The following is a 20,943-nucleotide window of genomic DNA, read 5'->3' on the forward strand; positions in this document are numbered from 1 at the left end:
GCTATCGCGAGCAAGCTCGCTCCCACAGGGTCAGTGTTGAGTCAGACAGCTGGCAAACAACCGCTGAATTGGCTGATTTCGCTGGCTGTAACGCTGCAACAAGACAATCTCTCGATAGAAGGTCAGCTCGCCTAAGCGGATTACCCTGACCTTCGCCCCATGCTCCAGCCAAAGCCCCGCCTCGGGCAGCAGCGAAACCCCCAAGCCACACTCGACCATTTTCACAATCGCCTCCAGTTCATCCAGCTCCAGAGCCACCTGCACCTCGATCTTTTGTTCGCGCAGAAACCGCGTCACCAGCCGCCCGCCGAAGGAATTGCGGTCATAGCGCACATGCGGGTGCCGGGCGAGCAGTTGCAACGGATCATCACCGTCCAGGTCCGCCGGTACGATAAGCACGAACGGTTCCCGGCGAATCACCTGCGCGGACAACTCCTTGGGCAACTCGAACGGCGGCTTGATCAGGATCGCCAGGTCCACTTCTCCGGTGTCCACCTGACTCAGCAGGTTCAGTGACACACCAGGCACCAGCTTGGCTTCCAGCACGGGCGCCTGTTGGCGCAAGCGTACCAGCGCCTGGGGCAGCAGCCCGGTCTGCGCCGTCGCCACCGCGCCGATTTTCAGTTCGCCACGGTACTCACTGACATCGTCACTGACGGCCATGCGGCTGAAGGTCTCGAGCATTTCCCTGGCCATCGGCAACGCACGCTGCCCCGCCGCGTTGAGCAGCGCCTGACGCCCGGTGCGGTCGAACAGACGGATGCCAAGGGCCTGTTCCAGGTTGCGAATCTGCGCGCTGACCGCCGATTGCGTCAGGCCGATGTGCATGCCCGCGGCGGCAAACGTGCCGTAACGGGCCACCGCGATAAAGGTTTTCAGTTCTCGCAGCATGGCGGTCTCGATTGATCGAAATTATTTGATCTCGACGCTAAAATTATCGTCTTTCAATCAAAAATCACAGAGCTAGACTCGACACATTCCCACCCACACCGAGGTTCGCCTGATGCAACTGTCCCCTTTTCACTTGGCCATCCCGGTCTACGACTTGCCGGCCGCTCGACATTTCTACGGTTCAGTGTTTGGCCTGGAAGAAGGTCGCTCCAGCGACCATTGGGTGGACTTCAATTTCTTCGGCCATCAACTGGTGATTCACCTGGCACCGAAAAACCCTTCGCAGGAAGCCGCGCACACCAATGCCGTCGATGGTCACGATGTGCCGGTGCCGCATTTTGGCGTGGTGCTCGGGATGGCGGAATGGGAGGCGCTGGCGGAACGTTTGAAGTCGCTGGGGACTCGCTTCGTGATCGAGCCAGGGATTCGTTTTCAGGGGCTGGTGGGTGAACAGGCGACGATGTTTCTGTTTGATCCTTGCGGTAATGCGCTGGAGTTCAAGGCGTTCAAGGATATTGGGCAGTTGTTTGCCAAATAGGTGGTGCCTGTCAGGACGCCATCGCGAGCAAGCTCGCTCCCACAGAGTTTTGTGAACGCCACAAATCCACTGTGGGAGCGAGCTTGCTCGCGATGAGGCCCGCCGACACAACTCCGACCTAACGGCTCATCACCCGCTCGGCCTCACCCAGCAGTTCCTCGATTGAGTCATGAACAACGGGGTCATATTCGACCTGGGTAACACTGAACCGAATGTCATAACTGCGATGCGCCGTGGCGTTGCGCTCATCGAGAATCTCATTGAGCCGGGCCTTGATCGCCTCAATCTCCACGACGCTGGAACCGGTCAGCAACGCCACGAACCTATCGCCTTCGAGTCGGCCAACCACATCGCTTTCACGAAAACCGATACGCAGGACATCAGCGAATGTCTTGAGCGCATCGTCACCTTTGGCCCGGCCATACAGATAGCAGATGTGTTTGAATTCATCGAGGGTGAAGAACAGCAGCGTCGCCGGCGTTTCCAGTTCCCGGCAGGCGTCCAGCCCAAGTTGGGCCAGTGCGGTGAAGCCATGGCGATTGGAGAGCAGCGTCAGCTCGTCCATGCTCACCATTTGCACGCCCGCCAGCTCTTGCTCGGCCTGACGCGCCAGATCCCGCAGCCGTTCACGTTCTTGCTGTGGCGTGAGCAACGGGTTTGCGGATCGACCCGATTTGCCCGCTTTACCTGAAATCAACATCGTTCACTCCTTGGCGGGTATGCACATTAGAGTCGCCCATACCCGCATTGACTCCCTGTTAGCGTGCCGCTGGTCAGCTACCCGCCGCAGGGCACGGCCCTCCTGCATCGGCCCAGCGCTTGAACCGGGTGACGAAGATATCGTGTGGTACCGACACCGGCGCGCGATTGCCGCCCGGATTCCAGCCCCACAGCACCAGTTTGTCGTCGCTGACGTGTTTGATCAGCGCGGCGAAGTCCCGATCGCCGTTGCTGGAGCGATCCTTGATCATCGCGCACAGCCGGTCGGCCGGCAGGCCAATCCAGGCCATTCGCTGTGCTGCCGGCGGCAGGCTCCAGTGTGGCGCCCCGGGCGGCGCGTGCGGACCGTAACTGCCCGGCGGATTGCTTTGGGCATGGCACGTTGCACAGGGCAACCCGGCCGAGCCCTTGCCGTCCATGCCGCGCACGACATTCATCGCATGGGGCACGCCGGCATCGAATTGCAGCGGCGAATCACCGGGAATGTGGCAGTTCTGACAACGCGGGCTCTGGAAGACTTTCTGCACGGTGTCGAACGCCTGCAAGGCCTCGCGGTCTTCGGCGAACACGTGCGATGCGTAGGCGATGAGACAGATCAGGATCACCGTCCCAAGCAACCAATGATGTCGTTTCATCTCACACCCCCGACAGCTGCAACGGCAGCTCCCGCAGGCGCTGCCCGGTCAGGGCAAACACCGCGTTGGCCACCGCCGGTGCCGTGGGTGGCACACCGGCTTCGCCGATACCGCCGGGTTTGTCGCTGCTGGGTACGATATGCACTTCGACCACCGGCATTTCGTTGAGCCGCAGCACCTGATAGTCGTGATAGTTGGACTGCACCACCTGCCCGTCCTTGAGCGTCAGCTTGCTGTGCAAGGCGAAGCCGAGGCCAAAGGTGATACACGACTCCATCTGCGCGGCGATGCTCTGCGGGTTGACCGCAATGCCGCAGTCCACCGCACACACCACCCGGTGCACGCGGATGGCGAGGTTGTCCTGGGACACCTCGGCCACCTGGGCCACGTAACTGCCGAACGATTCATGCACCGCCAAGCCCAGTGCATGGCCGTCCGGCAGTGGCGCCGTCCAGTTGGCCTTCTCCACCGCGAGGTTCAGCACACCGAGGTGACGCGGATGGTCCTTGAGCAATGTGCGTCGATATTCGACCGGGTCCTTGCCGGCCGCCGTGGCCAGCTCATCGATCAGCGATTCCATGACAAACGCAGTGTGAGTGTGCCCCACCGAACGCAGCCACAACACGCTGATCCCGGTTTTCGGTGAGTGCAGTTCGATCTGGTGATTGGCCAGTCCTTCAAAGTAAGGGCTGTCGGCCACGCCTTCGACGGAGGTCTTGTCGATCCCATCCTTGACCATGCTCGCTTCAAGCGAGGTCCCGGCCATGATCGACTGCCCGACCAGCACATGTTTCCAGGCCAGCGGCAGGCCGTCGGCACCCAGCCCGATGCGCGCATGGTGCAGGAACGCCGAGCGGTAATAGCCACCGCGGATGTCATCCTCCCGCGCCCACACGGTTTTCACCGGTGCACCGGCGGCCTTGGCGACGTACACCGCTTCGCTGACGAAGTCCGAGGTTGGATTGGCCCGACGCCCGAAGCCGCCACCGAGAAACTCGGTATGGATTTCGACCTGCTCGGGTTTGAGCCCGGTGATTTTCCCGGCGACCATTTGGTCCAGGGTCTGGAACTGGGTGCCGGTCCAGATTTCGCACTTGTCCTTGGTGATGCTCACCGTGCAGTTCAGTGGCTCCATCGGCGCGTGCGCCAGATAAGGCACGCTGTATTCAGCGTCGATGGTCTTGGTCGCTTTCGCCAGCGCAGCCTGGGTATCGCCGGCCTGACCGGCATTCAGGCCGGAGGTGGCAGCAAGTTTGCGAAAGCTTTCAAGCAGCGCCTGGCTATTGAGCCCGGCATTCGGCCCCGGGTTCCACTCGATTTTCAGCGCATCGCGCCCCAGCTTCGCCGCCCAGAAATGATCGGCGATCACCGCGATGCCCGTCGGTACTTGCACCACTTTGTGCACCCCCGGAATCGCCAGCGCTTCAGCGCCTTCGAAGGATTTGACGCTACCGCCGAAGGTGGGTGAACGGGCGACCATGGCGGTCATCAGCCCGTCGAACTGCACGTCCATGCCGAATTTCGCCCGGCCAGTGATTTTCTCCGGCGTGTCCAGACGCTGGGTGGGTTTGCCGATCAGCCGCCAGTCTTTGGCGTCCTTGAGTTTGATCGAGGCCGGGTCCGGCCGTGGCAATTGCCCGGCGTCATCGGCCAACTCGCCATAAGTTGCACGATGCTCACCGGCAACGACTACGCCCGATTCGGTATGAATCTCGGATGGAGCGACGTTGAAACGCTTGGCCGCCGCGTCGATCAGCATCAAACGCGCCGCCGCGCCGGCCTGGCGATAACGGTCGAACTCCATCCAGGTCGAGGTCGAACCACCGGTGATCTGCATCCCGCCAAACCCGGGCATGCCGTATTCGGCGGCCGATGCCGGGGAATGCTCGACGCGGATTTTCGACCAGTCGGCGTCGAGTTCTTCGGCGACCAGCATGGTCAGGCCGGTCCAGATGCCCTGGCCCATTTCCGAATGGCCGAGCAACACGGTGACGCTGTTGTCATTGCCAATGCGCAGGAAGGCATTGGGCGCAAACACATTGCCCTGGTTCTCTGCGCCCATGGCGAACCGATGAGCACCAGGAATGACAAAGGCGACCACCAGTCCACTGCCCAGCAACGCACTGCCCTTGAGAAAACCACGGCGCGATAACGTTTTGATGCTGTTCATGGCCACCTCAACCCAGCTCGGCGGCGCGCTTGACCGCCGCGCGAATCCGCGGGTAAGTGCCGCAGCGGCAGATGTTGCCGGACAGTGCCTGATCGATGTCGCTGTCGGTCGGTTGCGGAATTTTCGCCAACAACGCCGCCGCCGACATGATCTGCCCGGACTGGCAGTAACCACACTGGACCACGTCCAGTTCTGCCCAGGCCTGTTGCACCGGGTGCGAACCGTCCGCGGACAGGCCTTCGATGGTGAGAATCTTCTGTCCATGGGCCACGGCGGTGGCCGGTGTGATGCAGGAGCGTAGCGGCGCGCCATCGACGTGCACGGTGCAGGCTCCGCATTGGGCTATGCCACAGCCGAATTTAGTGCCGGTGAGGTGGGCGACATCGCGCAAGACCCAGAGCAGCGGCATGTCGGCGGGGACATCCAGCTCCTGATCCTGGCCATTGATGTTCAGGGTCAGCATGGCGCAATTCCTCAGACTCACGGTGATCTGAAGGGGCGTCACTGCAGCCTTGTACAACCTGCGCGCGCCTCGGGTTATCCCTTCAGCTAAGCGCAGATTTGCCGGCAGACCGTCGCGCATCGACCACCGGTCATCAAAAGGCCGCCTCGATGGGCGGCCAGGGAAGCGTTCGCTAGAGCCTTGGCCCCATTAAAATGCCGGTGTAGCGCCAGACAAAAACCGCAAAAGCGCTACACCACAACAGTGCCGACAGCGCCAATCCGAAACCGGAAAAAGGCACCAGCCATACCCGACACGCACTCGCCAGCAACAACAGGACAAACCCCGCAACGATCGCCCTGGACGGCTGCAACATTCGCCCGGTATGCCCCAGGCTGACCCGCGCGATCATCGCCAGAATCAACCCGCCGATACCGCCGACGGCCAGCGAATGGGTGGCCAGGCTTTGCTGCGGCATCCAGCCCAGGTGCCACAGCGCCATCGCCAGCGTCGCCACCGCGAGCCAGGCGTAAGCCAGGTACAGCGACCACAGCAGCGGCACGCGCCACAGGCCACAATCATGCCAGCGCCACAATCGCAGCAGATGCAAACCGCTGATCAATGCAAACAACAGCGCCAGCCACACACGGGGGACGTCGTTCAATCCCGCGGCAAAGGACACCGCCGCCAACATGGCGCTGACCAGCAACACCTTGCCCGGCAACGGATGAGCCGCCGGCGTTGCCGAACGGCTCAAGCCGCGCTGAATGAAGAACGGGATCACCCGCCCGCCAATCACGCTCATCAGCGCGCCCACCAGCCACAAGGCGGCCAGCACGCCACGGCGTTGCAGATTGGCGTCATCAACGGCGAACCCCGACAACGTCAACGCCTGACATCCGGCCAGCAACGACACCATCAACAGAATCGGATAATTCTCGCGCTTGCCCGCGGCCAGCAGATCGCGCCCCAACACCCACCCCAACAGCGGCAGAAACGGAACTTGCAAGGCCAGCAGCAAGGCCGCCGGCATCGGCAACCACCAGGCCAGCCGCGCCAGCAGCCACACCAGCACCAGGCCGATCAGCGGCCAGCCCTTGAGCCCCGGCCGGCCGGTCCAGTTGGGCACCGCGGTCAGGAGGAACCCGGCAATGATGGCCGAGGCAAACCCGAAAGGCATCTCATGTCGATGCCAGGCGAGCATGCCGCCCAACGGTTGCGCACCGGGCAAGCGGCCGTACAACCACAAGGCCCAGATCGCCACGGCGATGCCGGCGAAACCGGCCCCGACCAGAAAGAACGGTCGAAAGCCCAGACTGAAAACCGGTGCAACGGCAAACCGGCGCATCAAGCCACCACTCGGGCCGGGACTCGGCTCGACAGATGAAGAACGTTCTGAGGGTTGCTGAAGAAGTTGAACATTTTGCGTACTCCTGTAGGCGTTCAGTTGTGCGTTTATCTGTTCAAGTCCCGTGCCAGCTCTTTACCCCTTCAGATCCAGGCATTTGCGCTCATACGAGTCATAAAGACTCGACACGCAAATAGTCTGTTTGACTCAGCACAAAGTCATTTCGACTACACCTTCGCGACCCTGCGGCAATTTTCTCGATCTACGGTACGGCCGAGCGACCAGAGGCTGACTACGCTGAAAGTCCGGGACATGCGCAACCTGCAGAGGAGTTGGCACCATGCAACGCGTACAAAAACTCACACCCTGCCTGTGGTTCGACGATCAGGCCGAAGAGGCCGCGAAATTCTATTGTTCGATCTTCGACCATTCGAAAATCACTGCCGTCACCTACTACGGCCACGCCGGTTTCGAGCTCCATGGCCGGCCGGAAGGTTCGGTCATGACCGTCAGCTTCGAACTCGACGGGCAGAGTTTCACCGGTCTCAACGGCGGGCCGTTATTCAAGTTCAGTGAGGCGGTGTCGTTTCAGGTCAATTGCCTGACCCAGGAAGAAGTCGACCATTACTGGGGCAACCTGTCGGCCGGTGGCGCGCCCGAGGCCCAGCAATGCGGTTGGCTCAAGGACAAGTTCGGGTTGTCGTGGCAGATCGTGCCCGTGGCGATGATGGACATGATCAAAGACCCCGACACGAAAAAATCCCAACGGGCCATGCAGGCGATGATGCAGATGAAAAAACTCGATATTGCGGCATTGCAGCGCGCCTTTGACGGCGAGAGCTAATACACTCGGGCGCTGACCTGCCGAGGAATGAGCATGAAGCACGCCGTTGCCAAGAACGCCGACCAGGCCCCGCGCTTCTGGCGCGATGACGCCCTGCCCTTCATCGAAGCCCGCTCCATCGCCGACGGGCGCGAAGTCTGCTACACCCGGCACGCCCATGAGCACTTTTCCATCGGGGCGATCACCGCCGGGCGCAGCACCTATCTCCATGAGCAGTCGGCCTTCGAGATCAGCGTCGGCACGGTCGTGCTGATGAACCCCGGCGACGTCCACGCCTGCAACCCGATCGAAGACCAACCCTGGTCATACCTGATGCTGTACGTCGACACGCCCTGGCTGACCGATTTGCAGCATCAGCTCGGGTTCGGCGATGACGCAGCGTTTCGTCGGTTCTCAGTGACCCACACGCGGGAAGCCGCTCTGTTTCAAGGCCTCGCGAGCTTGTATGAGGTGCTGGTCGATCCACAGCAAGACGTGCTGCGCAAACACAGCGTGGCCGTGGAGTTCTTTACCGATGTGCAGCTACGACTCAACCCGGCCGACCCGCCGCTGCGAGAACCCAATTTCAAGCTGGAGCGTGCTGCCGATTACCTCCGCGACCACTGCACACAAACCCTCAAGCTCGAAGACATCTGCGAGGCGGCGCAACTGTCACCGTCCTACCTGATCCGCGCCTTCAAACAGCACTACGGCATGACGCCCCACGCGTTCCTGGTAAACCGGCGCATCCAGTTCGCCCAGGATCAATTGCGCAGCGGCAAGCTGATCGCGGACGTGGCACTGGAAGCGGGGTTCGCCGATCAGGCGCACTTTCAACGGGCGTTTAAACAGCATCTGGCGGCGACACCGGGGCAGTATCGGGGCTGAATCCGAGGCTTTGGTTGGCTCCGCGGCTTTGGCCGGACCTGTGGCTTGGTTGAGTCTGTGGCTTGGTTGAATCTGTGGCTTGGTTGAATCTGTGGCGAGGGAGCTTGCTCCCGCTCGGCGGCGAAGCCGTCGCAAAACCTGCATGCAAGATTTATCTGAAGGAAAGCGGGGGCCGCTTCGCAGCCCAGCGGGAGCAAGCTCCCTCGCCACAAAAGCTGTAACTTCGCCACAGAATTTGTAGTGACCGCCGTTACGGCAGCAACAGATACACCGCACTCACCACCAGCAACAACGCCATCAGCCGATTGAACAGACGCATCCCCGCCGCATTATTCAGAAACCCACGCAAAAACGTCCCGGCATACGCCCAGCAACCGACCGACACATAGCAGATCACCAGATAAATCGCCGCGAACTGCCACACCAGCCGCGCCTCGCCATCGGCGACAAACGCGCCCATGCCGGCCACGCAGGCCAGCCAGGCCTTCGGGTTGAGCCATTGCATGATGGCGCCATACAGCATCGACGGGGCCTGCGCCGCCTCCCTGGCTTGCACCTGCCCGTTGTCAGCCGCCAGCCTGAAGGCCATGTACAGCAGAAAGGCCACGCCCGCCCATTGCACCCCCTGCGTCAGCGCCGGCCAGCGTTGCAACAACTCATGCAGGCCCAACCCCATCAGCACCAACAGCAAGACAAACCCCAGCGTGGCCCCGGCCACATGGCGCTGGCTGGCCCGAAAGCCAAAGCGCGCGCCGGAGCTCAACGCCACAATATTGACCGGCCCCGGCGTGATCGAGGCGACCAGCGCAAACGCCGCCATGGACATCATCAGACTCATTGCACACCTTCTTCCATCGAGTTGAACAAGGTCCTCAAGGTAAAGAGCCGAGCGGCTCGCGTATTGAAGAAAACTGCCCTGTATCGTTATGACCCTGTATCTCTATGAGAAGTAACCCACGACGCTTTTCACTTTGGTCAATGCAATACGCAGCGAGTCCATGTCCACGGAGCCCAATGCCAGGCGTATCGCGTGGGGCACATGAGCTGATATCGCAAAGGGTTCGGCCGGCGACACCGACACCTGCTCGCGCATCAGCGCCATGGCGATCTGGTCGGCCCGGGCGTCATCAGCCAACGGCAGCCAGATGAAGTAGGAATTCGGGTGACCGATGGTCCTGAGCCCCGCCAACACCTCGCGGGCCAGGGCTTGCCTGGCCTGGGCATCCGCCCGTTTTTGTGATTCCAGTTGGCTGACAGTGCCATCGTCGAGCCAGGCCGTGGCGATGGCGGTCATCACGCCGGGAGTGTTCCAGGTGGTCGCCATGACGGTGCGCTCGAAGGCGGCGATCCATTGCGCGGGTGCGGCAATGAACCCGACGCGCAGCCCGGTGGCGACGTTTTTCGACAGTCCCGACACGTACACCGTCCGCTCAGGCGCCAGCTCGGCCAGCGGTGGCGGTACGTTTTCGGCCAGAAACGCGTAGGCGGCATCCTCGATGATCGTCAGGTCATGCCGGCGCGCGATCGCCACCAACTGCTCGCGCTGATCGAGGTCCATCACCCAGCCCAAAGGGTTATGCATGGTCGGCATCGAGTAGACGGCTCGCACCGATCGGCTGCGGCAGAGTTTTTCCAGGCCGGGAAGATCAGGCCCGGTATCGGTGACCGGAATCGGCAAGATTTCCAGATGCAGTGTTTCGGCCAGCGTCTTGAAACCGGGATAGGTCAGCGCATCGGCGGCGATCACATCGCCGGGCTTGAGCAGCGTCATCATCGCCACCGCCAGGCCATGCTGGGCGCCGCTGACGATCAACACCTGCTCGGCCGGCACGCTCAGCCCGCGGCCAAGCAGATGACGCGCAACCGAAACCCGCTCATGCAGGCGCCCCGCGTGGGGCTGATAGCGCAAGAGGGATTCCAGGTCACCGGACAACGCCAACTGACGCAAGGCATTGCGCAACAGGTCGGCCTGACCGGGCAAGGACGGGTAGTTGAAATTCAGGTCGATCATCCCCGCCGCCACCACGTGCTGCGAGATGCCCTGCCCCGGCGGCAACGAGGTTTCCCTGACAAAGGTCCCGCGTCCGGTTTCACCGCTGACCAGGCCCATGCCCTCCAGCTCGGCATACACCCGGCTGGCGGTGACCAGCGCCAAACCGTGCTCGGTGGCCAGTTGCCGGTGAGTCGGCAGGCGCGTGCCGGGCGGCAGACGCCCGGAACGGATGTCGGCGGCAAAGGCATCCACCAGGGTTTTGTAGCGGGATCGAGGCATGCCGAGATGTATCCATGACAATTTTTTGATTGTATCGATAGTCGCTCATACGATGAGTTTCGTGCAATCAGACAATGAGCGTGAGCCAAATGGAACGGACCTCGAACCTGCAACACCAGACGCTGGAAAACAGCACCGGCGGCTGGATCAACGGCCTGATCGGCGTGGTGATTTTCAGCGGCTCGCTGCCGGCGACACGGGTGGCGGTGCTGGAGTTCGATCCGCTGTTCCTGACGGTCGCGCGCGCGACCATCGCCGCGGTCCTGGCGCTGTGCCTGCTGGGGTTATTCAAGGAAAAACGGCCGGCGCGCCAGCAACTCATACCGCTGTTCATCGTTGCCATGGGCGTGGTCATCGGTTTCCCACTGCTGACAGCGCTGGCACTGCAATACGTGACGTCCGCACACTCCATCGTCTTCGTCGGCCTGCTGCCCCTGGCGACGGCGGTGTTCGGCGTCCTGCGCGGCGGCGAGCGGCCACGGGCGGCGTTCTGGATTTTCTCGGTGCTGGGCAGTTTGCTGGTGGTCGGGTTTGCCCTGTCGCAAGGGCTGACCGCTTCCCCGCAAGGCGACATTCTGATGCTGCTGGCCATCCTCGCCTGCGGCCTGGGTTATGCCGAAGGCGCGAAGCTGTCGCGCACGCTGGGTGGCTGGCAGGTGATTTCCTGGGCGCTGGTGCTGTCGCTGCCGGTCGTGGCGGCACTGAGCTGGATGCGCATGCCGGCTTCGTTCACCGGCATCAGCACGCCGGCCTGGTTCAGCCTGGCTTACGTCTCGCTGTTCAGCATGCTGATCGGTTTCGTGTTCTGGTATCGCGGCCTGGCCCAGGGGGGCATCGCCGCCGTTGGGCAATTGCAGCTGCTTCAGCCGTTTTTCGGGCTTTCCCTGGCCGCCACCCTGCTGCATGAGCATGTCAGCCTCGGCATGCTGGGTGTCACCGTTGCCGTGATCCTTTGCGTCGTCGGGGCGAAAAAATTCGCCAAATAGCCCGGGGTACGGTGGTTTACGCCGATGACTGTGCGGGACTGACCACCGCTGAACCGTGACAACAACGGCATGGATTGCTGGCCTGACGCCTGTGCATGATGCCCTGCTACCAGGCATCACTCCCTGTTCAGCGCATCGATGATAGGGCAGGCGGCTCCACCGCCTGCATCGCATTGGCGCACCAGTTCGCCCAGCACCTGCTGCATGGCTGCAAGGTTGGCCATCTTTTTCTCGATCATGGCCAGCTTTCGCACGGCCAGCGCCCGAGTCTCGCTACAAGCGCAGGCCGCATCCAGTGTCAGCAGTGCACCCACCTCATCCAGTGTGAATCCCAGCGCCTGTGCCCGCTTGATAAAGCGCAACCGTTTGACCTGCTCCGGTAGATAGTACCGATAACCCGCGAGCGGCTTTGGCGGCTCATCCAGCAAGCCGCGTCGCTGGTAATAGCGAATAGTCTCGATGTTCACTCCGGCAGCTTCCGCCAATTTGCCGATACTCATACCCATCGCTATCACACGCCCCTTGATTCTGTACCCAGGTACGGAGTGTAAAGTGACTTTAGATTAGACCGATTCAATGGAGATGACGACGGTTCAACAAATCGGCAAGGGGACGAATGCTGGCGATCCCTCCACCGCGCACAAATGAGGCCGCCATGAGAGCCATCATCCTCGAATCCGTGTTGACCTGCCCGCATTGCAATTTCGCCAAACAGGAAGCCATGCCCACAGATGCCTGTCAGTTTTTCTATGAATGTGGCAATTGCAGGACTCTGCTACGCCCAAATCCCGGTGACTGCTGTGTGTTCTGCTCGTTTGGCTCGATGAAGTGCCCGCCGATCCAGGAGCGGCGCGGATGTTGTGACATCGGGACGAATGCTCCCCCACATCTGGGAAAGCCCATTTTGGGGGGAGATTCAGGGTCAGCTTTCGTCTGGAGGAAGTAGCGTGGAACGCAGCGCCAAAGGCCCAGGGCTTGCGGCCAGCGTCTTTCACTCAAATGGCGTGATTATTGCTCTATTGCTCATACGAGCTCCCAATTTACCCGGCACCCATGTAAACACAGCGGTTATGGGAGGTGTGTCATGTGGAATCAACCTCTGATGCTTATGGCGATCTACCTTACGATCACCCTCAGCATCGGCTGGTTGTGGTCCATTGCTATCCTGTATTGGCTTTGATCCAGGGGAAAAGTGAATCACTACCTGATTTTATAAACACAAATGACTGGCAGCTTCACGTGCTGAGGACGTCAGTCAACCAAAATCGAGGTACTTGAGGAGCGATGAACCACGCTTGCTCAAGGCATTCAAATAGGTGGTTTCATCGCAGAGCGTCCTGGTCTGCCGCCCATCCAAGGGATGATGGGTGTAGACATAAACAGCAAGATTTTTACTGTATGGATAAACAGATTGCATGACCTAATAGTTTGATGTAAGTAAAAAGTGCCTTGGCGGGACTTGCAGGGAGCATCTGCAGGGACCGCGACCGGGCTGGATGATGATGCATCAGCCCGGTCGCTCTTTTCACTTCGGTGCCGAGACTGCTTTGGCGCAGGCTCCACAGGCCGCCAGAACATTCAGTCCTTGGTCGGCGCCATTGGCGACGATGCGAAACCTGGGGGGCATGGAATTTTCCCCAAAAAAAACCCGCACAAGGCGGGTATGAAAGTAAGGAGCTTGAGTTATCAAGCGGCACGAGTGTAGACCATCAATCCCATAGCGTGACCTGTTCTTGTGCAGCAGCGGCTTCGGTGCTGCCGATGGCTCGTCGTGCCTGAGGGATTGTTTTTTTTGTGGTCGATTGCTTTGCGGTCTGAAATTCGCTGTCGATTTTCCGGTGGAGGCCACCCGTGACGCGATCTATGCTGCGCCCATGAACCTACAAAAAACGCTGCTTCCACCCCGTGCCGAGATGGTTCGCGCCATGCTCGAGCGTGACACCTCCTACGAGGGCGTGTTCTTCACGGCGGTCAAGACCACAGGCATCTTCTGCCGCCCCGGTTGCACCGCCCGCAGCCCGAAACCTGCGAACGTCGAGTTCTTTGCCAGCGCCGAACAGTGCCTGACGGCGGGTTACCGCGCCTGCCTGCGCTGCAAGCCGCTGGACACCGCCGCCAGCGCGCCGGACTGGGTGCAGAAACTGTTCAAATCGGTAGACACCGACCCGGAGCAGCGCTGGACCGACGCCCATCTGCGGGCCGAAGGCATCGAACCGCTGAAACTGCGCCGCTGGTTCAAGCAGCATTTCGGCATGACCTTCCACGCCTGGCTGCGCGCCCGGCGCCTGGGCATGGCGTTGGGCGGGATCAAACAGGGCGACTCCATCGACGACGTGGCTTTCGATTCCGGCTACGAGTCCCTGAGCGGTTTTCGCGATGCCTTCCAGAAGTCCTTTCACATCACCCCGGGCCGCGCTGCCAACAGCGAGCCGCTGCTGTTCACGCGCCTGACCACACCGCTGGGGCCGATGATCGCCATGGCCGAACGGCGCGGACTGGTGCTGTTGGAGTTCCTCGATCAGGCATCGCTGAACCCTTCGGTCGAAGCGCTGCAAAACCGTTTCGGCTATGCCGTGGCGCCGGGACACAACATGCATTTGCAGCAGATCGAAGCGCAATTGTCCGCATATTTCGCCGGCACACTCACTGAGTTCAGCGTTGCTCTGCACATGCCCGGCAGCGAATTCTCCCGCCGGGTCTGGGCCGAGCTGGCGAAGATCCCTTACGGCCGGACCACCACCTACGGCGCCATTGCGGCGAGCCTCGGCAAGCCCGGGGCCAGCCGCGCAGTGGGCCTGGCCAACGGGCATAACCGCTTATCGATTGTCGTGCCGTGCCACCGTGTGATCGGCGCCGACGGCTCGTTGACCGGCTACGCTGGAGGCCAGCCGCGCAAGGCGTTTTTGCTCAGGCTGGAGAACGCGGCGGTGCAGCTCACGGAGCAACTGGCGTTCTGATCCCCCACGTCTTTTTCATAAGGAAGGAAGCTCGATGGACAAGCTCGACAATCAACTGCACCAACTGCATCACGAGGGTTTGCTGATCCTCACCAACGTCGCCGATGCCGCCGGAGCACGGCTGGTGGAGCAACTGGGCAACAAGGCCGTGGCCACCAGCAGCGCGGCGGTGGCCTGGGCGCATGGCTATCCGGACGGCAACACCCTGCCCCTTGAGCGCCTGGTTTCGACCGTCGAGTCGATTGCCCGGGTCATTTCGGTGCCACTGACCGTGGACATCGAAGCCGGCTATTCCGATGACCTGGAACGGGTGGCGCAGGTGGTTGACGCAATGATCGCCGCCGGTGCGGTCGGGATCAACATCGAGGACGGTTCCTCGCCGCCGGAGTTGCTGGTACGCAAGATTGAAATCGCCCGCCAGGTGGCCGATCGCCGTAACGTGAACCTGTTTATCAATGCGCGCACCGATGTTTACCTTCGAGGCCTGGTGCCTGCCGAAGATCGCGTCGCCGAAACCCTCAGGCGCGCTACGCTGTATCAGGCGGCCGGGGCCAATGGCCTGTTTGCCGCCGGCGTTACCTCCGAGTACGAGATCAAGGCCCTGTGCCAAGGCACCTCGCTGCCACTGAATGTGTTGGGGTTCCCGGGCCTGCCGTCCCCCGAAGTGCTCGAGGCACTGGGCGTACGCCGTCTGACCGCCGGCTCAGGCATCGCCGAATTCCTCTACGGAGCCATGGCCGGCATCGCCAAAAGCTTTATGCAAACCGGCAAGTTCGATAGCCACGACCTGAAGGCTTTGACCTATGGCGAAGTGAACGCCCTGTTGAAACCGTCCGGGAAAGCCTGAGCCCATGGCCGACGGCTATCAGGCGGCCAGTGCGTTCCTGGCGGCCATCGATGACGACTGGCGCCGCCACATCGACGCCATCGGTCCGTGCCTGCACCAACCGCATGCGGCGCGTGATCCGTATGAGTCGCTGGTGCGGGCGATTGCCTATCAGCAACTGCATGCCAAGGCCGGTGATGCGATTGTCGGCCGACTGCTGGCGTTGTTCGGTGCGGATTCGTTTCCCAGGCCTGAACAGATCGCCGCGACCGATTTCGAGCAACTGCGCAGTTGCGGCTTTTCCGCGAGCAAGATCGCGACCATTCGGGGCATCGCCCAGGCGTCGCTGGACGGCGTGGTACCGGATTACGCCACGGCGCTGGCCATGGACGATGAAGCGCTGATCGAACGCCTGATCACTCTGCGCGGCGTGGGCCGCTGGACCGTGGAGATGCTGCTGATCTACAGCCTGGAGCGGCCGGATATCCTGCCGGCCGATGACTTTGGCGTGCGTGAGGGTTATCGCCGGCTCAAGGGCCTGGAGGTGCAGCCGACGCGCAAGCAGATGATCGAGATCGGCTCGGCGTGGAGCCCCTACCGGACGGTGGCCTCCTGGTATTTGTGGCGGGTGCCTGCCCGTTAGACCGCGTTATCGTTCTTCGCGAGCAGGCTCGCTCCCACAAGGGATTTTTGATCGCCAAAGATCCAGTGTGGGAGCGAGCCTGCTCGCGAAGGCGTCGGCACTGTTGACGCAAATGTTCCAGGCTGAACGGGATCACTTCAGCCCAAGGAGACCAGCATGCAACTCGAAGGTTCCTGCCATTGCGGCGCGGTGTCGTTCAGTTTGACCAGCGCCCACCCCTACCCCTACCAGCGCTGCTACTGCTCGATCTGCCGCAAGTCCCAGGGCGGTGGCGGTTATGCGATCAACCTCGGGGGCGATGCCGCCAGCCTCAAGGTTCGCGGGCGCAAGCACATAGCGATCTACCATGCTCGGCTCAAGGAAGAAGGCGACAAACGCGCCCACAGCAGCACCGCCGAGCGGCATTTCTGCTCAGTCTGCGGCTCTGGCTTGTGGCTGTTCAGCCCGGAGTGGCCGCAATTGATCCATCCGTTCGCCTCGGCCATCGACACCCCGCTGCCGGTGCCGCCGGAGCACACGCATCTGATGCTGGGTTCAAAGGCACCTTGGGTTGAGGTCCAGGTGCAACCTGGCGACAAACAGTTCGACGTCTACCCCGAGGAATCCATCGCCCAGTGGCATGAACGCCTCGGAGTGGTCCGCTGAGTGGGTGAATTGCGGCCCTAATCTGACGCGAAACAGGTCGAGAAACGTTCTGGTTTGCGCCCATATGCCAGGTACTCGCCGACATTGCGATTCACGCATGCATTGTTGGCTGCGAAAGAAACGCCGTGCAGGTAGGCATCCCTGACCAGTGTCATATGGGTGTTGGGCAAGCTGGCGAAAGCATTGAGGGCACCCGCTCTCGGTGTTTGATCGTCGTACTGCGCCTGCACCATCACGATGCTGTGGACCTGCGCCAGCTTTGCCAGGGGCACGCCGGCATATTGTTTCCCGCTCCAGCCAGCGCAGTGCCTCGCAGGAAAGAAGCTACCGCCGACCGGATACTGGCTGGCGTACCGGTTTTCCTTTTCAGTCCAGAATGTGTCGCCCGAGGATGCCGTGTCGTTGCACAAGACGGTGCTGCGCACAGAGTCGTCCGGGGTCATTTTCAATGGACCGGGCACCAGGCCATTCCATGGGGCAGGCTGACGGACGACGGCCAACAGGCTCGCAAACGCTTGCCTCGCGCCTTGATCGACCTCTGTGTCAGGGCTGAACCGATGGGTTTGCGCTCTCGCCAGCAGCACAGTGTCATCCAGGTCGGGCGAGTCATGTAGCCAGTCGCTGAGCGCCCGTGCCGCCATCAAGTGATGGGCAGAGCTGTAAAAATCGTTGTCAGAGCGCAGGGCCACTCGAACAGGGGGCAACAGCCGCAGAAAAATCTCACGTATGGCCATCGGATCATTACCCATCTGGTAAGCCTGCGGGTTGCTGGCGGCCAACTGTGCAACGAAGTCGGCAAAGATTCGCTCCTTCTCCGGCGCCACACTCAAACTGGCGTTCTGGAATGTTGATGTCCAGTCCACGTTCGAGTCCAGAACCATGCGGCCGACGTGCTTCGGATAAAGGCCCGCGTACCAGGCGCCCAACCATGTGCCGTAAGAGTTGCCAAAATAGTTGAGTTTGTTTTCGTTGAGTAGAACGCGGACGAGCTCCATGTCTCGCGCCGTTTGATCGGTATTGATGAAAGGCGCCAACCGTTGGTTGGCACAACCCCGGGCCAGTACGCCAGCGTTATGCTCGATAGCCATGAGATTGGCAGGGCTACGGTCTTCAGTAATGTCGTTTTGCGCGACAATCAATTCATCGGATTGGCATACCAGTTGTGAGTCGGCCGTACTGCCTCCTCCTCGTGGCGTGATGCCGATCACGTCATAAGCATCGGTCAGATGCCGATAAGGATCACCTTCAAGCCCATCACTGTAACCCTTCCATATTGAAGCCAGTAATACCGTGAACGTGCTGTTACCGCTCGAACCCGGCCCCCCGGGATTGGTAAATATAGCGCCCTCTCGCAGGTGTGGCTGCCTGGCTGCAACGCGAGTGATATCCAGGCTGAGGGTGCCAACCCTCGGATTCAAGTGGTCCAGTGGCACGGTGACGATGCCACACTCAGTCCTGGCGAATACTTCGGGATCCAGCACATCACCTGGAATGTCCTCACACGCCGGCAACCACTCGATGCCCGATTCAGGATGCGGCTTCGTCGCACATCCGCCGATTGCCAATAAGCTGGCCACACAAACGCTGCGCCACATGGCCCGTTGCGTTTTCAGTTTGCAGATCACCATTTTCGACTTCCAGAGACTGTCCTTTGAGGCTCCGGATTGTTGCAACAGCGCGTGGGCCGGGATGTAGGAAGCGTACGGTTTTTCACTCGACATTTCCGACGCTAAAGCGAGTCGACGAGGCAGGTCTTCGAGCCAGACAGCAAAAACCGGCCACTTGGGCCGGTTTTCGGTGCTGTTTCATCCGCCTGAAACGTGACAAAGCCGACCAGTTGCCAGCGGCGGCAGCGCTTGCGAGGATCACGCGGCCGTCGGGATACCACTATGAAAGCGGAACTCCACGTCCGGCGATTCGATCAGTTCCTGCTCGGTGGCGCGGACCTTGTCGATCACCTGGGCGATGTCCTTGGCGTCGCCGTACTGACAGGCCAGTTTCAGGTAACCCTGGAAATGCCGGGCCTCGCTCTTGAGCAGGCCGAAATAGAACTTGCCCAGCTCTTCGTCCAGATGCGGCACCAGCGCTTCGAAACGTTCGCAACTGCGGGCCTCGATGAACGCCCCCACCACCAATGTGTCCACCAGTTTCACCGGCTCGTGACTGCGTACCACCTTGCGCAGCCCCGACGCATAGCGCCCGGCGGACAGCTGGCGCAGTTCGATCTTGCGGCGTTTCATCAGGCGCATGACCTGTTCGTGGTGCACCAGCTCTTCCCGGGCCAGGCGCGACATCATGTTGATCAGGTCGACATGGGAGTGATACTTGGCGATCAGGCTCAACGCGGTGCTGGCGGCCTTGAATTCGCAGTTCTTGTGGTCGATCAGCAGGGTTTCCTGATCGGCCAGCGCGGCCTGGATCCAGCCGTCGGGGGTGCGGCAGCCAAGGAACTCGTGAATTTCGGGAAGGATCATGGGGCTCACGGACAAATAGGTTCAAACGAAGGGCGCCGATTATACCGGCCTGCCCGCAGACCACCAGTCTGCCAACCGTTGATATGCATCAAGTCCCCGAATCGCAGACAGCAACTATAGTTGTGCAACGCCGTGCTTTTTTTATTTTCAGGAGATCGCGCTCATGCAAGCCGTACGCAGCATTCTGGTGGTCATCGCCCCCGAACACTCCGAAAGCCTGGCGCTCAAACGGGCGAAGCTGATCGCCGGTGTGACCCAGGCGCAGTTGCATCTGCTGGTGTGCGACCCCAAGCATGATCACAGCGGCATGCTTGGCGTGCTCAAGGCCGCGTTAGTGGAGGACGGTTACAACGTCACCACCGAGCAGGCCTGGAACAAGAGCCTGCACGAAACCATCATCGATGTGCAGCAGGCGGAAGGTTGCGGCCTGGTGATCAAGCAACACTTTCCCGACAGCGCACTGAAAAAGGCCCTGCTGACACCCGAGGACTGGAAATTGCTGCGCCAATGCCCTTCCCCGGTACTGCTGGTAAAAACCGCTGGCTCATGGAAAGACAAAGTGATCCTGGCAGCCGTCGACGTCGGCAACACCGACCTCGAACACCGCCACCTGCACGACACCATCATCGATCATGGCTTTGACATCGCAACCCTGGCCAAGGCCCACTTGCACGTGGTCAGCGCCCACCCGTCGCCGATGCTGTCGTCGGCCGACCCGACGTTTCAACTCAGCGAAACCATCCAGGCGCGCTACCGCGAGCAATGCAAGTCGTTCCAGGCTGAATTCGACATTGACGATGAACACCTGCACATCGAGGAAGGCCCGCCGGATGTGCTGATTCCGTTCATGGCGCACAAGCTGCAGGCGGCAGTGACGGTGATCGGTACCGTGGCGCGTAGCGGGTTGTCAGGGGTGTTGATCGGTAATACGGCGGAAGTGGTGCTCGATGCGGTCGAGAGCGATGTGCTGGTGCTCAAGCCACAGGAGATCGAGGATCATCTGGAAGAGATTGCCGACAAGCATTGAAGCCGAACATGTTTTTGTGGCGAGGTCAGCCGCCAAAAACATCCTTGAGGAACCCCGGCGCAATGTAGCGCTGGTAATGGGCCTCGGAGAGCAGGAAAAATTCCCGATCGATGGCATCGCGCAATTCCGGCAGGTTCCACTCGCGAAATTCCGGCAGCAATACCATCCCGTAGGCTTCCAGGTTGTTGATCACCCGCGCGCCCCGGGCGATCAACTGGTAGGCCCAGCAATATTCCGACTGATGGGGCACGAAGCGGATCTTGCGCTGCTCCAGCTGCATTCGGAGCAGTGCCGGATCGAAAATTTCCACCTTGGCGGCCATCACCTGGGACAGCAACTGCTCAAGGCGCAGCCATACCGCGCGCTTTTCCTCCTCGTTGTAACCGTTCCAGTGGATCACTTCGTGGTGGAAACGCTTGCAGCCACGGCACACCAGGTCACCGTAAACAGTGGAGCAGAGGCCGACGCAGGGTGTCTTGATGGTCTGATTGGGCATAGATAGGCAAAACGCGAAAAAGCAGAACAGGCCGGCATGTTAGCCCTTTGTCGGCCATTGATCACCCCTCAACGTTCAGGGCCTTGGGTGAATAGGGGTTTGCCGGCTGCCTCCACCAAAGTCCAATAAAACCTGACTTACCTTTAATTTTTTTTTGCCGTA

General features: G+C 60.8%; 21 protein-coding genes and 1 pseudogene. 10 read left to right on the top strand and 12 right to left on the bottom strand.

Features of this window, described 5'->3' with window-relative positions; all coding sequences use genetic code 11:
- Positions 1-30: 30 nt before the first annotated feature.
- A complete protein-coding gene (locus ACM6IK_RS00480) occupies positions 31-891 on the bottom strand; it encodes a LysR family transcriptional regulator (protein WP_414872675.1) in 861 nt (286 codons plus the stop codon).
- 112 nt (positions 892-1,003) lie between these two features.
- Between ACM6IK_RS00480 and ACM6IK_RS00485 the strand changes: the two genes are divergently transcribed.
- Positions 1,004-1,429, top strand: coding sequence for a VOC family protein (locus ACM6IK_RS00485; protein WP_414872676.1), 426 nt, complete (start codon positions 1,004-1,006; stop codon positions 1,427-1,429).
- 118 nt (positions 1,430-1,547) lie between these two features.
- Here ACM6IK_RS00485 and ACM6IK_RS00490 read toward each other — a convergent pair whose 3' ends face one another.
- From ACM6IK_RS00490 to ACM6IK_RS00510, 5 genes are all read right to left on the bottom strand, one after another.
- Entirely contained in the window at positions 1,548-2,129 is a 582-nt protein-coding gene (locus ACM6IK_RS00490) for a GGDEF domain-containing protein (protein WP_414872677.1), read from the bottom strand.
- 73 nt (positions 2,130-2,202) lie between these two features.
- On the bottom strand, positions 2,203-2,784 hold the full coding sequence (locus ACM6IK_RS00495) for a hypothetical protein (protein ID WP_414872678.1): 582 nt from the start codon (positions 2,782-2,784) through the stop codon (positions 2,203-2,205).
- Position 2,785: 1 nt separating this feature from the next.
- A complete protein-coding gene (locus ACM6IK_RS00500) occupies positions 2,786-4,954 on the bottom strand; it encodes a molybdopterin cofactor-binding domain-containing protein (protein WP_414872679.1) in 2,169 nt (722 codons plus the stop codon).
- A 7-nt stretch (positions 4,955-4,961) separates the two neighbouring features.
- On the bottom strand, positions 4,962-5,417 hold the full coding sequence (locus tag ACM6IK_RS00505; RefSeq protein ID WP_150754700.1) for a (2Fe-2S)-binding protein: 456 nt from the start codon (positions 5,415-5,417) through the stop codon (positions 4,962-4,964).
- 172 nt (positions 5,418-5,589) lie between these two features.
- On the bottom strand, positions 5,590-6,744 hold the full coding sequence (locus ACM6IK_RS00510; protein ID WP_414872680.1) for an NnrS family protein: 1,155 nt from the start codon (positions 6,742-6,744) through the stop codon (positions 5,590-5,592).
- A gap of 340 nt (positions 6,745-7,084) precedes the next feature.
- Here ACM6IK_RS00510 and ACM6IK_RS00515 point away from each other — a divergent pair, with 340 nt between their 5' ends.
- Together ACM6IK_RS00515 and ACM6IK_RS00520 are read left to right on the top strand one after the other, a co-directional pair.
- Positions 7,085-7,588 carry a VOC family protein gene (locus ACM6IK_RS00515; RefSeq protein WP_218428627.1) on the top strand — a complete coding sequence of 168 codons (504 nt, stop codon included), beginning with the start codon at positions 7,085-7,087 and terminating at the stop codon, positions 7,586-7,588.
- Positions 7,589-7,621: 33 nt separating this feature from the next.
- Entirely contained in the window at positions 7,622-8,455 is an 834-nt protein-coding gene (locus tag ACM6IK_RS00520) for a helix-turn-helix domain-containing protein (RefSeq protein ID WP_414872681.1), read from the top strand.
- Between the two features lie 250 nt (positions 8,456-8,705).
- On the opposite strand, the gene ACM6IK_RS00525 is transcribed toward ACM6IK_RS00520, so the two are convergent.
- Positions 8,706-9,293, bottom strand: coding sequence for a LysE family translocator (locus ACM6IK_RS00525; protein ID WP_218428629.1), 588 nt, complete (start codon positions 9,291-9,293; stop codon positions 8,706-8,708).
- Positions 9,294-9,395: 102 nt separating this feature from the next.
- Entirely contained in the window at positions 9,396-10,727 is a 1,332-nt protein-coding gene (locus ACM6IK_RS00530; protein ID WP_414872682.1) for a PLP-dependent aminotransferase family protein, read from the bottom strand.
- 89 nt (positions 10,728-10,816) lie between these two features.
- Between ACM6IK_RS00530 and ACM6IK_RS00535 the strand changes: the two genes are divergently transcribed.
- Positions 10,817-11,713 (top strand): DMT family transporter, encoded by an 897-nt coding sequence (locus ACM6IK_RS00535; protein WP_414872683.1) that lies wholly within the window; start codon positions 10,817-10,819, stop codon positions 11,711-11,713.
- A 116-nt stretch (positions 11,714-11,829) separates the two neighbouring features.
- On the opposite strand, the gene merR is transcribed toward ACM6IK_RS00535, so the two are convergent.
- Positions 11,830-12,219 carry an Hg(II)-responsive transcriptional regulator gene (gene merR / locus ACM6IK_RS00540; protein ID WP_371920728.1) on the bottom strand — a complete coding sequence of 130 codons (390 nt, stop codon included), beginning with the start codon at positions 12,217-12,219 and terminating at the stop codon, positions 11,830-11,832.
- A gap of 149 nt (positions 12,220-12,368) precedes the next feature.
- Here merR and ACM6IK_RS00545 point away from each other — a divergent pair.
- From ACM6IK_RS00545 to ACM6IK_RS00565, 5 genes and pseudogenes are all read left to right on the top strand, one after another.
- Positions 12,369-12,575, top strand: a pseudogene (locus tag ACM6IK_RS00545) (GDCCVxC domain-containing (seleno)protein); the annotation flags it as partial.
- Between the two features lie 1,012 nt (positions 12,576-13,587).
- Entirely contained in the window at positions 13,588-14,670 is a 1,083-nt protein-coding gene (locus tag ACM6IK_RS00550) for a bifunctional transcriptional activator/DNA repair enzyme AdaA (RefSeq protein WP_414872684.1), read from the top strand.
- 34 nt (positions 14,671-14,704) lie between these two features.
- Positions 14,705-15,517: an isocitrate lyase/PEP mutase family protein gene (locus tag ACM6IK_RS00555; RefSeq protein ID WP_414872685.1), complete on the top strand. Its 813-nt coding sequence runs from the start codon at positions 14,705-14,707 to the stop codon at positions 15,515-15,517.
- Positions 15,518-15,521: 4 nt separating this feature from the next.
- Positions 15,522-16,139, top strand: a complete 618-nt coding sequence (locus ACM6IK_RS00560) for a DNA-3-methyladenine glycosylase family protein (protein WP_414872686.1) — start codon at positions 15,522-15,524, stop codon at positions 16,137-16,139.
- Between the two features lie 156 nt (positions 16,140-16,295).
- A complete protein-coding gene (locus ACM6IK_RS00565; protein WP_414872687.1) occupies positions 16,296-16,784 on the top strand; it encodes a GFA family protein in 489 nt (162 codons plus the stop codon).
- 17 nt (positions 16,785-16,801) lie between these two features.
- Here ACM6IK_RS00565 and ACM6IK_RS00570 read toward each other — a convergent pair whose 3' ends face one another.
- Complete coding sequence (locus ACM6IK_RS00570) at positions 16,802-18,505, bottom strand: alpha/beta fold hydrolase (RefSeq protein ID WP_414872688.1); 1,704 nt, start codon at positions 18,503-18,505, stop codon at positions 16,802-16,804.
- 144 nt (positions 18,506-18,649) lie between these two features.
- A complete protein-coding gene (locus ACM6IK_RS00575; RefSeq protein ID WP_414872689.1) occupies positions 18,650-19,258 on the bottom strand; it encodes a tRNA-(ms[2]io[6]A)-hydroxylase in 609 nt (202 codons plus the stop codon).
- 163 nt (positions 19,259-19,421) lie between these two features.
- Here ACM6IK_RS00575 and ACM6IK_RS00580 point away from each other — a divergent pair, with 163 nt between their 5' ends.
- Positions 19,422-20,285: a universal stress protein gene (locus ACM6IK_RS00580; protein WP_414872690.1), complete on the top strand. Its 864-nt coding sequence runs from the start codon at positions 19,422-19,424 to the stop codon at positions 20,283-20,285.
- A 25-nt stretch (positions 20,286-20,310) separates the two neighbouring features.
- On the opposite strand, the gene ACM6IK_RS00585 is transcribed toward ACM6IK_RS00580, so the two are convergent.
- Entirely contained in the window at positions 20,311-20,781 is a 471-nt protein-coding gene (locus ACM6IK_RS00585; RefSeq protein WP_160389784.1) for a DUF1289 domain-containing protein, read from the bottom strand.
- Between the last annotated feature and the right edge of the window lie 162 nt (positions 20,782-20,943).

This window comes from Pseudomonas sp. IT-196MI5 (assembly GCF_949767415.1).
Taxonomy (GTDB): domain Bacteria; phylum Pseudomonadota; class Gammaproteobacteria; order Pseudomonadales; family Pseudomonadaceae; genus Aquipseudomonas.